Annotated in this window: 10 protein-coding genes; 4 read left to right on the top strand and 6 right to left on the bottom strand. The window is 43.6% G+C overall.

From position 1 onward, the window contains the following. Nucleotides 1-10 precede the first annotated feature (10 nt). Nucleotides 11-1,921, bottom strand: a complete 1,911-nt coding sequence (locus NQ510_RS11490) for a sensor histidine kinase (RefSeq protein WP_034525596.1) — start codon at nucleotides 1,919-1,921, stop codon at nucleotides 11-13. After that, complete coding sequence (locus tag NQ510_RS11485; protein WP_008663017.1) at nucleotides 1,914-2,477, bottom strand: hypothetical protein; 564 nt, start codon at nucleotides 2,475-2,477, stop codon at nucleotides 1,914-1,916. Before NQ510_RS11485 ends, NQ510_RS11490 begins: the two co-directional genes overlap by 8 nt. A 132-nt stretch (nucleotides 2,478-2,609) precedes the next feature. On the opposite strand from NQ510_RS11485, the gene NQ510_RS11480 reads away from it, so the two are divergent. Then, complete coding sequence (locus NQ510_RS11480) at nucleotides 2,610-4,745, top strand: Tex family protein (RefSeq protein ID WP_034525565.1); 2,136 nt, start codon at nucleotides 2,610-2,612, stop codon at nucleotides 4,743-4,745. 67 nt (nucleotides 4,746-4,812) lie between these two features. Here NQ510_RS11480 and NQ510_RS11475 read toward each other — a convergent pair whose 3' ends face one another. Next, nucleotides 4,813-5,709, bottom strand: a complete 897-nt coding sequence (locus NQ510_RS11475; RefSeq protein WP_005827938.1) for a CPBP family intramembrane glutamic endopeptidase — start codon at nucleotides 5,707-5,709, stop codon at nucleotides 4,813-4,815. Between the two features lie 112 nt (nucleotides 5,710-5,821). Here NQ510_RS11475 and NQ510_RS11470 point away from each other — a divergent pair, with 112 nt between their 5' ends. Next, a complete protein-coding gene (locus NQ510_RS11470) occupies nucleotides 5,822-6,874 on the top strand; it encodes a leucine-rich repeat domain-containing protein (protein ID WP_005827936.1) in 1,053 nt (350 codons plus the stop codon). Nucleotides 6,875-7,154: 280 nt separating this feature from the next. Here NQ510_RS11470 and NQ510_RS11465 read toward each other — a convergent pair whose 3' ends face one another. Beyond that, nucleotides 7,155-8,774 carry an ABC-F family ATP-binding cassette domain-containing protein gene (locus NQ510_RS11465; protein WP_005827934.1) on the bottom strand — a complete coding sequence of 540 codons (1,620 nt, stop codon included), beginning with the start codon at nucleotides 8,772-8,774 and terminating at the stop codon, nucleotides 7,155-7,157. A gap of 221 nt (nucleotides 8,775-8,995) precedes the next feature. On the opposite strand from NQ510_RS11465, the gene NQ510_RS11460 reads away from it, so the two are divergent. Beyond that, nucleotides 8,996-9,628, top strand: a complete 633-nt coding sequence (locus tag NQ510_RS11460; RefSeq protein WP_005827933.1) for a nucleotide exchange factor GrpE — start codon at nucleotides 8,996-8,998, stop codon at nucleotides 9,626-9,628. Between the two features lie 11 nt (nucleotides 9,629-9,639). Beyond that, the gene (gene dnaJ, locus NQ510_RS11455) at nucleotides 9,640-10,815 is read left to right on the top strand and encodes a molecular chaperone DnaJ (RefSeq protein ID WP_005827932.1); all 1,176 of its coding nucleotides are present in this window, start codon (nucleotides 9,640-9,642) and stop codon (nucleotides 10,813-10,815) included. A 64-nt stretch (nucleotides 10,816-10,879) separates the two neighbouring features. On the opposite strand, the gene NQ510_RS18845 is transcribed toward dnaJ, so the two are convergent. Both NQ510_RS18845 and NQ510_RS11440 read right to left on the bottom strand, forming a co-directional pair. Beyond that, entirely contained in the window at nucleotides 10,880-13,705 is a 2,826-nt protein-coding gene (locus NQ510_RS18845; RefSeq protein ID WP_005827931.1) for a DUF4434 domain-containing protein, read from the bottom strand. Nucleotides 13,706-13,740: 35 nt separating this feature from the next. Further along, on the bottom strand, nucleotides 13,741-16,911 hold the full coding sequence (locus tag NQ510_RS11440) for a DUF5107 domain-containing protein (RefSeq protein ID WP_080545837.1): 3,171 nt from the start codon (nucleotides 16,909-16,911) through the stop codon (nucleotides 13,741-13,743). Nucleotides 16,912-16,914 lie beyond the last annotated feature (3 nt).

Genomic DNA, 16,914 nt, shown 5'->3' with positions numbered 1-16,914 from the left:
TTGTCGGTTCTTATAAGTTCATAGGATGGGTAAACATAAACCGCGCTCCATCCGTATAGGCAGGATCTATCCAAATCTCGCCGCCCCACTTCTCAACGGTCAGCTTACAGATGGACAAGCCCAAGCCGGTTCCCTGCACATATTCGTTCAGCTTCTCGAAACGTTCGAACACCCGTTTCTGTTTGTCCAATGGAATGCCGCAACCAGTGTCAGTCACCGAGAATACTGCAACATTCCTCGCCGTATCCGGCTCCAGCTTCAAGGTTATCGTACCTTCTTTTGTAAACTTGTCCGCATTGGAAAGCAGATTTATCACAACCTGCTGTAAACGCTGCACATCCGTCCGCATCTCCACTACCTCACGTTCACACTCAAATAAGAATTGATTGGTCGACCTGCGTGCCTGGGCCACGGAAGCTACTACCTGCTGGCATATCTGCACTACATTGCAGCTCTCCAAAGAAAGGATGACGCGGTCGGCCTCCAAACGGGACACATCCAATATGTCATTAATCAACCGAAGCAGCAAATCAGAGTTGGTCCTAATAATCTCGAAATAGCCACGCTGTTCTTCTTCCGAGGCTCCTCCGGCAGACAGCACGTCCGAGAAGCCCACAATCGCATTCAATGGAGTACGGATTTCGTGGCTCATATTGGCAAGGAAAGCACTCTTCAGACGGCTGGATTCTTCGGCACGGTCTTTTGCTTCGCGCAAGGCACCCTCGGATACCTCCAGTTCATCCTTCAACTTCTTTGTATGATAATAAAAGTAAAGGGAAACGAACAAACCGCCCAACAGCACCAACAGAACAGCACCGACAGACCAGATATGATACTTGTACTGTTCGTAGAAAGAAGGGGTTACGTTCAGCATCTTTACCGGCTGCGGAAGGCCGGTGATATTCCGTTTCTTTTCCTTCACAAGTTTACCGTCCAGTATGGTCTCATTCGGAATGATTTCCATATGGGTCTCACTATCCTGAGGGGTGGTCAGCAGGCGGTAGGACTGTCTTGCCATCTCCTTGCCCAAAGCACGGTAGGCAGGAACGACACCTGCCACAGCCCAATATCCCAAGCCTACGGAACTGAGCGAGAAAGTGGGCAAAGTGGGAGCTGCTTCCATCATGGCGTAGGTTGCATTCCGCATGAAGTAACCATCGTTCATGTCCACACGCCATGTCCCCATCAATATAGCTGTATTTTCCGGTAACTCATGCAATCTGTCACAAATGGTATATATGGTATGGACGCGTCCGTCCAGCAGAATCAGGTTGAGTTCCGGAAACTTCTGCATCTCCTTCACTACATAGGCTTGCATGGCAACGCCGCCATAACTGTTGTCTGAGACAAAAGCGATATTCTTGGTGCCGGGATACATCTGCTTTATCATATTGATGTTGGCCTCCACATCATACTCATAAACGAAGCCAGCCTTGATAGGCGAACTGGGGAAATCCGTGAAGAAGTCGACGGATTCGGGCATCCAGGTCTTTAAGTCGACCGTATCGCCCGGCAACAATATGGCGTTACGGCTGGACAATGCACTTACGACCGGAGTATTGCCGCGTATAGAGTCGGGCAGAGAAAGATAGGCAGCCCAAGCCTCCTGCCCAATAAGGACGGTCAGCGCCGGACTGTTATCGCCCTGGTATTTGGACAATAGCTCCACCATCCTCCGTTCCCAAAGGGGAGATTCGGAGAAGCTTTTGCAGTTCATGTTTTCCAATGCGATGGTGTTTGTCCCGCCCAGGCGTTGGAACTCCTCCATAAAGTCTGAGATGTTGCCGGAAGTACGGCCAGCATCCGGGTTATAGGAACTGATAATCAGTATCGGATGCTCCCCCGTAATAGAGAACACTGGTAACAGACAGCAGAATAATGCTATGATACATGACGATATGGTACGAAACACATCAGTCATGAAGGTCATAGTCATTAATGCCATAAAGTATGGCGTAGGACTTTGCTAAATTTGCTTTTTCAAATTTAGCCATAAATGTGGTGTCACTCTCGGCATTGGTATCACGATGTTTTGCTTCGTTAAAGTCATAAATATCCTTCAGGCCTACGGGAACGCCCTCCTCATCAAAGAAGATTGTCGCACAGCCCAAGGCATAATCAAATTCATCATTCTCATAGAAAGAAATGGTTTGGGAATAATAGACCTTTCCTTTAATGATTACCTTCTGTGGGCCATGAAACAGCTTCTCGCTTGCCGCACGCGAGGCAACAGCCGCTTTCGCAATCCGCTCAAAGACTTCTGACGACACGGTCATAGTTTGACCTTTTTTTGTAAAATACCAAAGCAGGCATTGTTTTTCAAAATCGCTATTCACTTTTGCCATGAAATGCTTCAATACCTCCTCAAGGTTTTTGCCGAAATGTGTTTGAGCCTCATTTTCGGCTGCTTTCACTAACGTATTGATAAATGTAGTGAGCATTTTATCTAAAATCGATTGACCTTTAGCTTCTTCCATATTATTGTTTATTAGTTCGTTATAGTTGACAAACTTCGCAATAATAAATGATTTTTCCAAGAATATGGGGTTTATTTTCGTACGACGATTGTTTTTCGTACTTTTGGCATCCATTATAAAAAGAGAGAACCGATGATACAACATTTCCACCGCATGATATCTGCCGCCCTCGGCATATCAGAGAAACAAATAGTACAGACCCTCGGATTGCTGAACGATGGTGCCACCATCCCCTTCATCAGCCGCTACCGAAAAGAAGTGACGGGAGGACTGGACGAAGTGCAGATTGAATCCATAAAGACCCACTACGAAAAGCTGAACGAAATCGCCAAACGTAAAGAAACCATCCTGAACACCATACAGGAACAAGGTAAACTGACCGCCGAACTTCAGAAGCGCATCGAGGAGACTTGGGACAATACCCTACTGGAGGACATCTACCTCCCCTACAAGCCCAAACGGAAAACACGTGCCGAAGCAGCCCGTCAAAAAGGACTGGAACCCCTCGCCACCCTGCTGATGCTGCAACGTGATCCTCATCCGGAGGAACGCGCCGCCAATTACGTGAAAGGAGACGTGAAGAACGTGGAAGATGCACTGAAAGGTGCCCGTGACATCATAGCCGAGCATGTTAGCGAAGACGAACGTGCCCGAAACAGCGTGCGCAACGCATTTGCCCGCCAAGGCATACTGACCGCCAAAGTAGTGAAAGGCAAAGAAGAGGAAGCGACCAAATACCGTGACTACTTCGACTGCTCCGAATCGTTGAAGCGATGCAACTCCCACCGCCTGCTCGCCATCCGGCGTGCCGAAGCGGAAGGCCTGCTGAAAGTCAGCATCAGCCCGGACGATGAGGAGTGCGTGGAACGGCTGGAACGCCAATTCGTGCGGAGCAACAACCCCTGCGGACAGCAAGTGGCAGAAGCCGTGCAGGATTCCTACAAACGCCTATTGAAGCCATCCATAGAGACGGAATTTGCCACGCAAAGTAAGGAACGTGCTGATGAGGAAGCCATCAAGGTATTTGCCGAAAACCTCCGTCAGTTGTTGCTGGCTTCACCACTGGGGCAAAAGCGTGTGATGGGTATAGACCCCGGATTTCGTACGGGTTGTAAAGTTGTGTGCCTCGATGCACAAGGAAATCTGCTCCACAATGAGAACATCTACCCCCACCCTCCGGTCAGCAAGCAGAAAGAGGCATTTGCCAAGCTGCAAATGATGATAGAGTCTTATAAGATAGATGCCGTAGCCATAGGTAACGGAACTGCCAGCCGCGAGACGGAGGAGTTCTTGAAACATCAGCGCTTCAACCGCGACATACAGATATTCATCGTCAGCGAGCAGGGAGCTTCCATCTATTCGGCCTCTAAAATTGCACGGGACGAGTTTCCCGACTACGACGTCACCGTACGCGGTGCTGTGTCCATAGGCAGACGACTGATGGACCCGCTGGCAGAGTTGGTAAAGATTGACCCGAAATCTATTGGTGTGGGGCAATACCAGCATGATGTGGACCAAACCAAGCTGAAAAAATCACTGGACCAGACCGTAGAAAACTGTGTAAACTTGGTAGGTGTCAACCTGAACACCGCAAGCAGCCATCTACTGACCTACATCTCGGGATTGGGTCCGCAACTGGCACAGAACATTGTGAACTATCGCGCCGAAAACGGTGCCTTCACCTCGCGCAAGGAACTGATGAAAGTACCTCGTATGGGTGCCAAGGCGTTTGAGCAATGTGCCGGCTTCCTACGCATTCCGCAGGCAAAGAATCCGCTGGACAATACTGCCGTACACCCGGAAAGCTATTGCATCGTAGAACAAATGGCAAAGGACTTGGGTTGCAGCGTAGCCGAGCTGATAGCCAACCGGGAGCTGCGTCTGAAGATTAATCCGGAACGCTACCTCTCCCCCACCGTGGGCATGCCGACACTGAAAGACATCCTGCAAGAGCTGGACAAGCCCGGACGTGACCCACGCGGACCGATAAAAATATTTGAATTTGATAAGAACGTGCGCACCATCAGCGACCTGCGCGAAGGCATGGAATTGCCCGGCATCGTAGGAAACATCACCAACTTCGGCGCATTTGTCGATATAGGCATCAAGGAAAACGGACTGGTACACCTCTCCCAACTCGCCGACAGATTCATATCAGACCCTAATGAAGTAGTGTCCATTCATCAACATATACGCGTAAAGGTACTCAGCATAGATATGGACCGGAAACGCATACAGCTGACAATGAAAGGAGTGGAACAGAATTAGTGATTAGGGATTAGTGATTAATGGTTAGTGGTTAATGGTTTCCGTATTAATCATTAATCATTAATCATTAATCCCTAATCACTAATCCCTTATAATAGTGTCTTAAGATAATTACTGTACCAAGCACTAAAAGTAGTGAACACAGAATAGAGCCTTCGAACCCGAAAGTTCCTCCATTTATCAGATTTTCTTCCGGAAAGTGAAGAATCAGCAGATTCTTATTGCTAAATTCATTTCCACTGACTTTATATCCCAAAACAGAACCTTGAATCCAGTTCCAGAACCAATGCAAGGCAATGGGGAAACAGAGGTTACGCGTGTATATATAGGAAGCTCCCAAGAAACAACCCGCCAGCATGATATTCAAAAACGGGACGAAGGCAAAGCTGGGATTGAAAAGATGCATCAACGAAAATAACACCGCAGAGATAAGCAATGCCACAAACTTATTGACGCCTCCATCCAGCATACGCCCTAAAATGAAACCGCGTCCAATAACTTCTTCCGTAACTGCCACTAAAAAATAAAGCAAAAGACTCGACAACAACGAAATGGGAGAAAACAAGACCCCTGCCACTTCCACAGCCCCCAACAATAAAGACAAGCCAAAACCAACTGCATACAAGAACACGACAAACAAAGCTCCGTTCAGCAGGCTTCTACCCCATCCCTTCAAAGACAAGCCCAAGCCCGAAAAAGGAAGCTTCCTAAAGCCCAGCACCATACAAGCGGCAATAAGCCCACTGGCCAACATCAAGACTTCATTCAACATCATTAAATAGACGCTCATCCCACCAGCTTGTGTCTTCAACTCAGGGAAAGCAATCGCAAAAGGTATGGCAAACAAAAACAGAAAAATCATAAAAAGTACAGTAAACAGTACTATATCAACGAATGCCAGCCAAATACGTTTTGTTTTACTCATAGCAACACACTCTTCCTTCACTGTTTCTTCCGTCTCCATTTGTATCTCATTTTGATTAATATCCGACAAAAATAATAATAAAAAGAAAAAACTTCATGTATTCCTGCCGGTTTCTTCTTATATTTGAAAAATCAATCTGGAATCGACAAACATGAAACTAAGAAAAATACTTTTAGCCGTTGCCGGACTGGCGTTAATGCTGAATGCCTCGGCACAAAAATCCAAAAGATACTACGTGGCCAAACCTGGCACCCTGGTGGAACTGATGACAGAAGCGGAAGCCAATGAAATCACCCAACTGACCCTGCAGGGCAAGCTGAATGCCGTAGATTTCAGGCATCTACGGGATGAATTCAAAAACCTGCAACTGCTGGACATTTCCAATGCCTCCATCAGCATGTATGCAGGCAAGAACGGGACTTATCCAAACCGTTTTTATGTATATCCTGCCAATTGCATTCCGGCATATGCCTTCTGCAAGCAAATGGACGACAGTACATTTGTAGGTAAGGAGACGCTGACCAGGATTATCCTTTCCGACAAGACCAAGAACATCGAAGATGCTGCCTTTAAGGGATGCAAAAATCTCAAGATATGCCAGATACGGAAGAAAACGGCTCCCAATCTGTTGTCCGAAGCATTGGCCGATAGCGTTACAGCCATATTTGTTCCATTGGGATGCAGTGACTCCTATCGTACCAAAAAGAAATGGGAGACCTTTGCATTCATTGAAGGAGAACCACTGACAGTAAATGTGCAGATTGGTAAAATGGGCAGCCTTGCCAGCGAACTGTTAAGAGCCGGATTTCAGCCCAAAGACGTTAACTTTCTGACCGTTGAAGGAAAAATGGACGAAGCCGACTTCACATTGATACGCGACTATATGCCCAATCTGGTTTCCATCGACATGACCAACAGTAATGCCACTGCAATTCCCGACTATACTTTCACCCAAAAGAAGTATCTGCTGAACGTACGGCTCCCGCAAGAACTTAGAAGCATCGGACAGCGTGCATTCAGTGGCTGCGGCCGTTTGTGCGGCACGCTGGTGCTTCCTGCCAGTGTAACCGCCATTGAGTACGGAGCATTTATGGGATGCGACAACCTGCGCTATGTGCTTGCCACGGGGAATAAGATTACCACGCTAGGCGACAACCTTTTCGGCGAAAGCCAAGGCAAAATTATATATAAGGAGAAACAATAACTCAGACTATTCCCCGCCTTAATAAGAACAAAGAGACTCTTTTAATAGCAAAAGAAGGTGTGTCAGAATGATAGCTAAAAATCATTCTAACACACCTTCTTCTTTTTTTCAATATCGCACAAGCCTTTATTAAACAAAAAAGATATGAAAGAAGAATCGTTCCATCATGGCAGAAATATCGTTCCACCGTGGTGAAAAAATCGTTCCACCATGGTGGAACGATTTTTTCCTCATGATGGAACGATTTAAAATATGCTTATTTAGTCCTTAGCTTCCGTTATCACTTTGTTGCGTACATACGTGCACGCAACTCCTTGATGTGGTCTGAAGTGATGTATTCGTCATACTCCATCATCTTGTCGATAATACCGTTCGGAGTCAATTCGATGATACGGTTGGCAACCGTCTGAATGAACTCGTGGTCGTGGGATGAGAAAAGGATATTGCCTTTATAGGTCTTTAGATTATTGTTGAATGCCTGGATAGACTCCAAGTCGAGGTGATTGGTAGGTGTATCCAGAATCAAGCAATTGGCATTGCGCAGCTGCATACGTGCAATCATGCAACGCATCTTCTCACCTCCCGACAATACGCTTGCTTTCTTCAGCACCTCCTCGCCGGAGAACAGCATACGTCCCAGGAAGCTCTTCATATAGACTTCATTGCCTTCACCGAACTGGCTCAACCAGTCCACCAGATTCAGGTCTGTATTAAAGAATGCAGTATTGTCCAGCGGCAGGTAAGCGGTGGTGATAGTCACACCCCAGTTGAAAGTACCTGCATCCGGTTTCATATTCTCGTTGATAATCTCGAACAGGGCGGTCATGGCACGCGGGTCGTGCGAAAGGAATACAATCTTGTCTCCCTTCTCTACGTTGAAGTTGACGTCGCGGAACAGCACCGTACCATCTTCCAGCGTTTTCGTCAAACCGGAAACTTCCAGAATCTGATTACCCGGTTCGCGTTCGGGCGTAAAGATGATGCCCGGATACTTACGTGATGACGGCTTGATTTCTTCTACATTCAGTTTCTCCAACATCTTCTTGCGGCTGGTAGTCTGCTTGCTCTTTGCCACATTGGCACTGAATCGGCGGATAAACTCTTCCAGCTCTTTCTTCTTCTCCTCGGCCTTTGCCTTCTGGTTCTGCTGCTGACGGAGCGCCAGCTGGCTGGACTCGTACCAGAAGCTATAGTTACCGGCAAAGAGGTTAATCTTTCCGTAGTCGATGTCCACCGTATGCGTACAAACGGAGTCGAGGAAGTGACGGTCGTGGCTTACCACCAGCACCGTATGCTCAAAGTTGGAGAGGTACTCTTCCAGCCAAGTCACGGTCTCCATATCCAAGTCATTGGTAGGCTCGTCCAGCAGCAAGTTATCAGGATTTCCATAGAGAGCTTGCGCCAGCATGACACGCACCTTTTCTTTGTTGTTCAACTCACCCATCAACAGATAATGCTTGTCTTCCTTGATACCCAAACCACTCAACAAGGCGGCAGCATCGCTTTCGGCATTCCAGCCGTCCAACTCGGCAAATTTCTCTTCCAATTCGGAAACCTTCAGCCCATCCTCGTCTGTGAAATCCTCTTTGGCATACAGCACTTCACGCTGCTTCATGATATCCCACAACACCGTGTGTCCCATCATCACCGTGTCCATCACCGTAAAAGCATCCCACTTAAAGTGGTCCTGGCTCAAAACGGAAAGACGCTCTCCCGGAGCCAGCATGATGGAGCCCGTCGTAGGGTCCAGCTCCCCGGAAATCGTTTTCAGGAAAGTAGATTTTCCGGCGCCGTTGGCACCGATGATACCATAACAGTTACCACTTGTAAACTTCAGGTTTACGTCATTGAACAACACTCTTTTACCAAACTGTACTGAGACATTAGAGACTGTAATCATCTTTATATTTACGATTTATTTATTTACAATTTACTATTTAATACCTATTAGTCTGCGAATTGCGAGTGCAAAGATAGTTATTTTTCCATGAATAGACACAGAGAAGCGCTGTCAATCTGACATAAAAGTATTACCTTTGCAGCGTTTTCGGCAAAAATATCCGTTTTGGCAAAGTTTTTGCTGGAGCACTAATATCGTATTAACTTAAACCCTTAACAGCAATGAAAGCTAAATCATTTTACAAGAATAATAAGCATAACAATATGAATCCGAAAGAAAAAGAAAACAACCAGGAAGAGGAGCTGAAAACTCAAGCTACTCCTAACGAATGTGACGAAGAAACTGTCGGACAAGAAACTTCACAAGAAAACGAAGCTCCCCTGACAGAAGAAGAAAAGCTCGCCCAGGAACTGGAAAAGGCCAATGAACAGATTGAAGAGCAGAAGGACAAATACCTGCGCTTGTCTGCCGAGTTTGACAATTACCGCAAACGTACCATGAAGGAGAAAGCAGAACTCATCCTGAACGGTGGTGAAAAGAGTATCAGCAGTATCCTACCCATTGTGGATGACTTTGAACGCGCCCTCAAAAACATGGAGACAGCCACCGACGTAGCTGCCGTAAAAGAAGGCGTTGAACTTATCTACAACAAATTCATGTCTGTATTGGGACAAAACGGCGTTAAGGTAATAGAGACAAAGGAACAACCGCTCGATACAGACTATCACGAAGCCATCGCCGTGATTCCGGCACCCAATGAAGCATTGAAAGGCAAAATTCTGGACTGTGTACAAACCGGTTACATCCTAAACGACAAAGTGATCCGTCATGCCAAAGTGGTAGTCGGAGAATAACATAAAACTGTATGGAAAAAAGAGATTACTACGAAGTATTGGAAGTCGAAAAGACAGCAACGGTAGAAGAAATAAAGAAAGCCTATCGCAAGAAAGCCATCCAATATCATCCGGACAAGAATCCGGGCGACAAAACAGCCGAAGAGAAATTCAAGGAAGCGGCAGAGGCATACGACGTACTAAGCAATCCGGACAAGCGTGCCCGCTACGATCAGTTCGGTCATGCCGGACTGGGTGGTGCCGCCGGTAATGGTGGTCCGTTCGGCGGCTTCAGTGGAGGCATGTCCATGGACGACATCTTCTCCATGTTCGGTGACATCTTTGGCGGACACAGTGGAGGAGGTTTCGGCGGTTTTGGAGGTTTCGGCGGAGGCGGTGGAGCACAACAACAACGCCGTTACCGTGGTTCGGACCTGCGTGTCAAGGTGAAACTGAACCTCAAGGAAATCTCTACCGGCGTGGAAAAGAAATTCAAACTGAAGAAATACGTGCCTTGTACCCACTGTCATGGTACGGGAGCCGAAGGTGACGGTGGTTCAGAGACCTGCCCGACTTGTAACGGCAGCGGCACGGTAATCCGTAACCAGCAAACCATACTCGGCACCATGCAGACAAGAACCACCTGCCCGACGTGTGGCGGTGAGGGCAAAATCATCAAGAACAAGTGTAAGGAGTGTGCCGGTGAAGGCATTGTATACGGTGAAGAAGTAGTAACCGTAAAAATTCCGAAAGGCGTTGCAGAAGGTATGCAACTCTCTATGGGAGGAAAAGGAAACGCAGGCAAGCACAACGGCGTGCCGGGAGACTTGCTGATTCTTGTAGAGGAAGAACAAGACCCGAACTTGATACGCGATGAAAACGACTTGATTTACAATCTGCTCCTCAGCTTCCCGACAGCAGCCTTGGGTGGTGCGGTAGAAATTCCCACGATTGATGGAAAGGTGAAAGTAAAAATTGACTCAGGTACGCAACCGGGAAAAGTGCTCCGCCTGCGCGGCAAAGGTTTACCCAACGTGAACGGATACGGCACGGGAGATTTGCTGGTAAATGTCAGCGTATACGTACCCGAAACGCTGAACAAGGATGAGAAGAAGGCGCTGGAGGAGATGGAAGAATCGGATAACTTCAAGCCAAATACTTCGATTAAGGAGAAAATATTCAAGAAGTTCAAGAGTCTGTTCGACTGATAAAAAAATAGAGATAATAAAGAAGGCCTCCCAATATGCACTAAAATATCGGGAGGCTTTCCTATTATCTGATTACTGGATTAACAAATAATTCATCCATATACACCGGCGTATCTGCCTCAAAAGCAACTTTGAGATAGCGGGTATTGACATCTATACCTTCAAACAAGACTCCGTCAATCCAGGCATCATGCTTGGCATTCTGGAAGGAAGGAGTGTCTTTAATAGATAATAAACGATACGAGTCTCCATCTAGTGAAGCATATAAATAGACTTTCGAGGGCAGTCTAATACCTCCCGGCCTATAATTTAACATACGCAGTAAAACGTCATGGAGCTCCATTTCCTTTTGCAAATCAACCTGCAGCTCATGATATCCCTTATTAAAGATTATCCAACAACTGTCTCCGGTGTTTTCCTCAGCAATCAAGCCATCCAATAATGCCGATGGAGTCTTTTCGTCCCTTATCATCTCAGGTGTCGCACCATTAGCCAATTTATCAAGGAAAGAAGCTTCAAGCAATTTCCAATATCTCGTACCCCGCTTCCAATCCATATAGTTCTGAAAAGTACAATTGGACCAAATAGGTTGTCCTAACTGAAAAGATGACATCGGATTCTCAATGATGCCACAAAACATGAAAGAAACAATATTCTCCACTCCCGCTGCCGATGCTGCTGCTTGCTGAGAAAGTAAGCGTGAATAGGCAGCCGGAATCAAAGCAGAAGTGCGGTCGTTAAGCTCATCTTCCCACGTAAACGTTTCACAGTTCGCCCATAAGGCAATATTCAGTTTATCATGAATAGTCCGCAGCTTTTGCCAGTTTTCCTTCAAGCGGACCAAAGGAAACTTTTCCCTCACACATCCCACTTCATCTTGATAGGTTATGACATCTACCTTTAGCCTAGACAACCGCCTTTCATATTCCGGATCATCAAAATCAGAATCGACCATGCCATAAGGAGAAATCAGAATTTTCTTATTCGGAGTCAATCTACGCGCCTGCTCTGCCAAAGCATTGACCGCATTCACAGCATGCTCAGAAAGTATAGGACACAAGCAATCCTCAACCGGTAAATACCATCCATAAAGCGCTTTATGTGTCCTATATATGGACGCCAACTCCTTCATCATATCCAATTGCCTTTGCTGAATCACCGGATCGCGTAAATTATCATCCTGGTCTTTAGCCCAGCCAATACTCATAAAAACCTTCATGCCTAGTCGAGCTGCCGCATCCATAATGGCATCCACCGGGCTTTTTCTATTCTCAGAATACGCCCACGGCATTAGTTTTGAAGGATAATAGGCTTCCCCTTCATTAGCTACTGCCATAAAAACTAAATATTCCATCCCCATATCTGATAATTCCTTCACCTTCTGTTCCCACATTCCAGGGTCAGTATTGTCAAAATATTGCAGATTGGTATATTTATTACGTACATCCTGATAAGCTAGATTTATCCATGTACCGGTAATTGGCTTTACTTCGGAAACAATCTTGTCTTTACCTTCTTTTTTTTGTTCGTTCAAATAGTCCAAGTATCCGTTAAACAAATCAATTGTCTCTTTTTCACCTATACAGACAGACATTTCCGGATCATTAAATACACCAGGAAACTGATAACACAAAATAGTCTCAAAATTCTCAAATTGATTTAAGTCTTGAATGATTCCATCTATAGGCCGAGGATATAATGAATTATCCTGGTTGAATAAAAAAGCCTCCAAATCAAACCATAAATGAGCTTTCGCTTCATCACATACTTTTTGTAATAAATTTGCAGCTTCAAGTCCTTTTAAATCTTCTTTAGGCATTCTAGCAAATCCAAATGGACATAATATATCCAGATGCTTCAATAAGTCCGGATAAGTATCCATTCCATTAGGAATATCAAAACTATTGGTAGCCAGCATCATAGGTTTCCCTGGTGCAAAAGTATTACAGTAGGCCTTAAACTCTTTAAAGAAGGTTACAATATCCTCCTTCCTCTTCTTTCTCATCAACGGACTCTTTTCCCAATTATCTAGCCCTCCTCCACTCTCTTCCGAAATATAAAACCCATAAAAGGACTCGTGATGTCCATACTTTTCCCAAAGCTCTTTAGCCACTCGTTTATGCCATTCTAGAGATTCAGTAGTAAAATCAAACCAAGCAAACATGCCAATTCCTAGAAATACATTCATATTTCTCCTATCTGCCTCTGTCAATATAGCCTCAATAGGATCATCAGCCTTGATATCCATCCGTCCCGGATACAGATTTGAAGGATAAAAGGCTTTACCAGTATAATTTGTGACATTTACAGAATGTTTGCCTGCATATTCTTCATTGCGAAAAACCTCCTGAATAACGATAATATTCATATTCAACTTATCCATGGCTCTCACCATCTCGCCCCAATGGCTATCCGTCATTTCCTGAAGTTTTTTGTTCCAATATTTTCCCTCAGTCTCACTCCAGTGATAGATGCCAGTCCAAGCACCAGAAAGTCTCTGAGTAGAACGAATATCGGACTTACAAATTTCAATATCCTTAACTTTCCTATATAGCTTATTTTGACTTTTAACCTTAAAGATTACTCGATTTTGGCCTATCCTCTTTTCTGTATCTACAATAGAACAAACAGTCTTTGACTGACCGGGCAAAAGTTTGAAAGTAGAACGACATATCAGATGTTCATCATCTTCTTTATTCCAATACAATGAAACAATATACATTTGCTCTTGACTGCTCTTATTTACAACTCCTCCACGAATATCAAGATCAACTTGATTCGTTACAATAGCAGGAGGTATCAATGTCAGATGAATCTCATTATCTGCATATAAAGAAATAGGTATAAGCCAGAAAAAGAGCAAAAAACATATAGTTACGAAAATACACATTGCATTCTTATTATATAATAAACAAGGTTAGAATTTTATTTTTTCAATATACGACTCAATTTTCTTATCAATTTAAAGTTATAATCCCTATAACCAACATTCCATGGAGCAATTTCTTCCGTTTCTTCATACTTATTAAGTATCTCTGTTGCCTTTTTCTTTTCATTATTATAAACCAATATACACCACTGAGCTATTTCATTATGTACATGTTTAACTTTCCATTCATTCACAAGACTATCTGCCATGTCAACTTTTCCTAAGTTACGCAATGCCAGCACAACCAAAAGGTTATTTGAGTCAAAATAAGCTTCAGACATATTGCTACTTGCAATTTGAGAGAACAATTTATCTGCTTGCATACTTTGCCCTTGTTCTACATACGCAATAGCTGCCATATAGTCTTCCAAGCGAGTATCTATCAACTCCTCATCAGGCTTTCCTACCCCCAAGTTCTCCGGCCATTCTTGTGTTTTCTCTATCATTGTTAACATTTTGGCATACCTACCATCTTCCCATTCTTTCATAGCTTGATACAGACAAGCCCTGCGATAAATATCACGTCCAATATACGATCCCTCATAAGGAAGTACCTGTAACTTCTTCAGACAATTGAGACTAGCCATATACTGTCCACTCTCACAAAGAGCCATTGCATATTTTAATCCAATATAATAGTTATCTGGATATCTCTTATAAGCATTCCTTCCCACTTTTACAGCCTCTGCCCATTGCTCATGATCAACATAATAATTTAATAAATAGTACTGTGTTCTCCATGATTGATCAAGTTTTTGAGCCATGAGCAAATCGGGCAAACCAGACTTATCCTTTCGCAACTCAGCACGACTTAAATAAAAAGCAGCATAATCAGGAACATCTTTGCAACTATTCAATAAATTTAAAGCACAACATGTATTGCCAACACTCCATTGAATCAGCCCACGATAATAACTTATTTTCCAATTATCAGACAAACCTGCTGCCCATTCCAAAACTTTCAATGTATGGGCACGAAAAGGAAACACCATTTTAGGAGACTTCTTATTAGCCTCATCCAAAAATACCATTGCCCCCTTTTCATCCCCTTTCAAATGATATATATAGGCCTTCTGATACAAAGCTATTGGATAAGTATCTACAAATGATAGAAGTGTAATAGCTTCATCCAGACAGCCAATAGACTCATACCATACAGCCATTTCCATATAAGTCTCGAAAGAGAGCTCATTACAAATAAGAGAACTGAATTCTTCAGCAGTCGAGGCTTCCAATAAATACTCTTCAAATCGAACCCAATGTAGCAATGGCAACTGTTCTGTCATTTTTTCTATTTCACTCAACGCTTTTTCCGCATGATTACTTTTTCTGTAAAGGACAATCAGCAACTGCTTCGCATATAAGTTCATTTGATTATACTCCAAACTTTTTAATGCATATTGCTCAGCTTTTTCCCAATTTTCCTCTCTCATATAAAGTTCACCCAACTGCTCATAAGCAGCCGTACGAAAACCTGGAGAAAATGTTGCCACGGAAAAGCCATCTTTGGCATCTGCCAGATTTCCCATAGCACGACTACATAATCCATACAAATAGTTGGCCTCTCCATGATAAGTATCTAAACTCAACACTCGTTTTACCAATTCACAAGCATCAAGATACATCCCTTTCTTATAATACAATGAAGATAAGCTTACCAATGCCGGAATAAAATATACATCTTTCTCTAGAGCTGCTTTCAAATATTTTTCCGCATTTCCATACATTTTCTGATTTAGCCAGTCTTTACCCTGCATATAAAGCCCATATGTAGAATTCCAGTCAAAATCAGCTGGTAGTTCTTTCGGACGGTTCAGTTCATAATCATTTTTTATCTCTGAATAAACCAATTCCTTATTCCCTATTATAATTCTGAGCTTTCCTTCCGGAATATCAAAAGGCAAAGGTATATTAAAATACTCAGGAGTTAATATTTTAGCTTTTATAGGCATCTTCATCAATAATTGCCTGTCATTGTAAATTTCCATATCGGTACAAATATCTTTCAGAGCAGATAAATGAACTTCAATATTTTTTTCAGAGTGCTCTACATATATAGCGCCTAGCGGACTTGCTTGAGAAAGACCACCGATCTCGGCTATAGGAAACCAATATTCAGTCCATTGGTCTGTCATCTGTGCAGCAAACTCATTATGATTAAATGGTGTAAAACCGCTGGTCACACTTGGCTGATTATACATTCTACCAGATTGTAGTTCCGCATATTGCCCACTATCATCAGTCAATAGTTCTTCCCAGATGGCCCCTTCACGTGAAAAACTCCAAAGATAAAATTTCATCCCCAATTTCTCATCATAATTGGAGTAATGAGCTGAACCATGTTTTTCATTATGCCAATAAATCCCAAAATAATCATTATAATCACCTATTATATGTAAAGATTTAGAAGCACCAAAATTATTATTATCATACCACGAGACATCTCGCCCCTCCTCATCAATCGGATAAGGATGCAAATCTCCCGAATGTCCTATACTATAAGTACCTGGATAATAAAATCTTGTTCCAGTTTTAGTAGCATAACCAGCATTCATCCATTGGTAATAAGGTTGATCAATAGAAGACTGATTAAACCAAGTTGTGTGCGTTGTGAAATAAGCCTTGTCCTTAGGTAAATTAATTTCGACATTCCAGACTGTACGCGTAATCCACTCATAAGAAAATATATGACAACTAACACTACCATCCACATTCTTTTTTGTAAGATAATCTATAGGAGTACTACATGTAGGAGCATGACCAATAATACCAAAATTAAATTCTATACCTCCCGATGTCCAGGGTCCTCTCATTGCCACATCACGAAATTTCACGACTCCATTAGTGTAAACAAATTCTTTATTATTAACTTTGTCTATGGCTCCCCAAATTTTCCCTCCGATTTCTGGAGTTACAGTTAGTTTCACATAATCATTTTCCAAAACAACCATTTTCCACTGCTTCTCCTGCGCTTGCATAGAAAAACCATCAAAGCGGAAATAAGGATAATAAGAATTATTAGGTGTCGCAACTGGAGATGGGTCTGAAAAAGGATAAGTCTTTGCATCACAAGTCCTTTCATAAATTTGTGCATCACTTTGTGCACAAAGACTACCATTAAAACAACACGCAAGAAACATAACAGATAAAAAAGTATTTCTATACATAGC

This window comes from Bacteroides uniformis, from assembly GCF_025147485.1.
Classification (GTDB): Bacteria; Bacteroidota; Bacteroidia; order Bacteroidales; family Bacteroidaceae; genus Bacteroides; species Bacteroides uniformis.
This window is presented reverse-complemented; position numbering and strand designations above follow the sequence as displayed.